This window comes from Thermoleptolyngbya sp. M55_K2018_002, assembly GCF_015295965.1.
Lineage (GTDB): Bacteria > Cyanobacteriota > Cyanobacteriia > Elainellales > Elainellaceae > Thermoleptolyngbya > Thermoleptolyngbya sichuanensis.
The window spans coordinates 1-3,358 of the sequence record NZ_DVEA01000243.1; the positions used below are offsets into that span (position 1 = coordinate 1).

General features: G+C 53.0%; 2 protein-coding genes and 1 pseudogene. 2 read left to right on the top strand and 1 reads right to left on the bottom strand.

Annotated elements, in window-relative coordinates:
- Both IGS51_RS22370 and guaD read left to right on the top strand, forming a co-directional pair.
- Positions 1-118, top strand: a pseudogene (locus IGS51_RS22370) (ribokinase); the annotation flags it as partial.
- A gap of 183 nt (positions 119-301) precedes the next feature.
- Positions 302-1,663, top strand: coding sequence for a guanine deaminase (guaD, locus tag IGS51_RS12050; protein WP_297078614.1), 1,362 nt, complete (start codon positions 302-304; stop codon positions 1,661-1,663).
- Positions 1,664-2,225: 562 nt separating this feature from the next.
- Here guaD and IGS51_RS12055 read toward each other — a convergent pair.
- On the bottom strand, positions 2,226-2,540 hold the full coding sequence (locus IGS51_RS12055; RefSeq protein WP_068512609.1) for a DUF3155 domain-containing protein: 315 nt from the start codon (positions 2,538-2,540) through the stop codon (positions 2,226-2,228).
- Between the last annotated feature and the right edge of the window lie 818 nt (positions 2,541-3,358).

Here is a 3,358-nt window from a genome sequence, read left to right on the forward strand (position 1 = left end):
GGCTGCTGCGGCGGCGGCGATCTCGGTGACGCGACCCGGCGCACAGCCCTCCCTGCCCACCCGCGAAGAGTTACGCGCCTTTTTGCAGGCGCGATCGGTCTCGCTGCCCGGTTTCTGATGGGCGAGGTTTTTCAGCGCCCGACTGCTAGCAGCGCTACAGCAGTCTGTGCAAAACCCCTTAATCTGGGCATAGGCGTTTGCTGCGGGGGGAAAAATTCCGGGCTGCGTTCCTCGCAGTTTCTGAACCTAGAAACCTACCCCCTCCTGCCCCTTGCCCATCGATTCCCGACTTTTTTGTCCTATGACCACTGCCTACGCTACGCCTTCTAGCGATGCGACGCTTCATGCCATTCGGGGCGCGTTTCTGGATTTTCTGGATGATCCGTATTACGTGCCGGAGCCAGAAAGCGTCCGCTACATCCACGATGGGCTGATGGTCTTGGAGAACGGCTGTATCAAGGCGCTGGGCGACTATGCCACGCTGCGGGCGGAGTATCCCGATGTGCCTGTGACCCATCAGCGCGATCGCCTTCTGGTTCCAGGATTCATCGATACCCATGTGCATTACCCCCAGACGGAGATGATCGGGGCCTACGGCGAGCAACTGCTGGAATGGCTGAATAAGTACACGTTTCCAACGGAGGCAAAGTTCAAAGACAAGAATTATGCTCGTCAGGTGGCGGCCTTTTTCTTAGAGGAACTGGTAAAAAACGGCACGACGACGGCTGTGGTGCTGGCGGCGGTGTTTCCAGAATCCGTGGATGCCTTTTTTGAAGAGGCGCAGCAGCGCAACCTGCGGATGGTGGCGGGCAAGGTGATGATGGATCGCCATGCGCCGGAGTATCTGACGGATACAGCCGAGAGCGCATATACAGACAGTCGGGCCCTGATCGAGCGCTGGCACAAGTGCGATCGCCTCCTCTATGCCATCACGCCGCGCTTCGCCATCACCTCTACGCCAGAGCAACTGCGGGCGGCGGGCAAGCTGCTGGAGGAGTTTCCCGATGTCTATCTACACACGCACCTGTCAGAAAATCTCAAAGAAGTAGCGTTTACTCTGGAGCTATTTCCAGAGTGTACCGATTACCTGAATGTGTATGAATCCTTTGGGCTAGTGCGCGATCGCTCGATTTTTGCCCACGGCATCCAGCTCAGCGATTCCGAATTTGAGCGGCTGTCTCGGTCGGGCGCGACGATCGCCTTTTGCCCCACGTCGAACCTGTTTCTGGGCAGCGGACTCTTCAACTTGAAAAAGGCCAAATCGCCCGAAGCGCCTGTGCAGGTGGGGCTGGCGACCGATGTGGGCGGCGGTACGAGCCTCTCGATGCTGCGGACGGCCAGCGAAGCCTATAAAGTGACCCAACTGCGGGGCGATCGCCTGTCTGCGTTTCAGACGTTTTACATGATGACGCTGGGGGGAGCGCGATCGCTTTTGCTAGACGACAAAATTGGCAACTTCCAGGTGGGCAAAGAAGCTGATTTGGTGGCGCTAGATCTGCAATCCACACCGATCCTGGCAAAGCGAAACCCCGTTGCCGTGCCCGCTGATTTTCAGGAAATGGCGGATTCGGTCTTTGCCACAATGATCCTGGCAGACGAGCGGGCGATCGCCGCGACCTATATTGCCGGACAGCTTGCCTACGAGCGAGATGTAAAATCGTAAAGCTTTGCAACGGTTTTCATCGTATTCGGGCAAAAAATGCCTGTTAGTTACATAAAATACACCGACTGTCGGGTAACGGTGTTATCCCTAGTGTCAACTTAATAGCCAACTACTACCCAGCTAACACCCAACTAATACTCAACTTACATATTCAACTTAAAACGCGAACGTAGTGAACTCCTGGTTCAACGCTTGGGCGATCGCCCACAATCCACTTCTCCAACCTCAGCCCCAAAGCTCCAAAAAAAAGCGGAGCTAAATGCATAGCTCCGCGTCCCACTAGTTGAAAAAGCCAGCAATTTCTGATGAAATCTGAAAACCGCTTGCTTTGATTTTCTTTAAGCTGTCTCAATTCATGCGCTTGCAGCTTTACAGGTTCTGATCCAAACTGCCCTGAGCATCCTTGCAATTGGGTTAGCAGGCTCTAGCTATTTATTTAAACTATCTAGCTATTCGCCGCTTACACTGATTGAACAGCGCCCGACACCTGAACGTTACAAGAGCCTTGAAGATGCGGATGAACGATTCAAACCACTTGCGCTAGCTGAGAACCGAAGCGAGACTACCGACTTGAAGCGAGTGAAAGCTCATCGGACTCATCTTCCGACAGCCGCAAACTGGGGAACAGGAAATGGTTTTCCTCAACATACTGCGCCCCAAAAAGCCCCTTCTCTGCCCAGAAATAGCGATCGGTGGTGTGTTCGTTTCGCTTGACGAGCAGCAAGGCCGGTGGCGCAATGCCCTCAGCCTGAATGAACTTTCTAGCAGCCGTGACGGGTTTATCTTCGCCACTTTCAATACTGTACTGAGGCACCAACTCCAGGATTCTACGCCCCTCTAGGCGGCGACGACTCTTACGCTTACGTCTCCTTGCCAACCTCCTGACCTCCTCTCTCTCTAGGAATAGATGTAACTGTAGTTACAAAAAACTAAACCGTCGCCAGTATAGTGTCCTGGTCTCAAAATTTCAACTTCTTTTAACCTACTGACATAAAATCTTAGAGATGTCGGCTTAGAAGCCCCGACATTTCGCAGAATTGCTTAATTTATCTGCGGCGAGGCTTAATATTTCGTTATACTCTGCCGCCCGTCCAAGGCACTGTAAACCTGCCGAAGCCCTGCTCAGGCTTGGCTGTTTGTCATCTGTCTGATGGTACAGGTGCTTGGCACAGTCCCTGAGCAGATGCCTCCTTAAGAGCTAGCCAGATCCAGCCAGATCCAGCCTTCTTGATCCAACGTGTCAGCAAAGCCAATTGGGCGCATCCCAGTTCTGCAAGTTTGCCCTCATCCCCCAACCCCTTCTTCCAACAAGGGAGAAGGAAAGCCGGATTGAAAGTCCCTCTTTGGAGTTGTGTGGCGACCCTTGACAAAATCCCATGACAGGGATTCAGGGTGAGGGTTACAACAGTGGAATCGCCCAGCCAATTTTTTGTTGACCGTGTGCTTGCATGTAAGTCAATTGGCAAGGTATTCCTAGAGCCTGCTCTACCCCGTTTTTCATCCGTCTGACGCTCATATCGCTTCTATAATGAGTGGCTAATGGGGATCGAGCATTTGCAATCCCTTTTGAAACGGCATATCGCATTTCCTTGCAGGGTGAGGTACGCGCCACCCTAGAAAAGTTAGAGTTTTGTGCCCCTCTCAGAGGGTGTTTGAAAAGGTATCGCCTGTAATGTTAAGCACTCAGAGATCCCC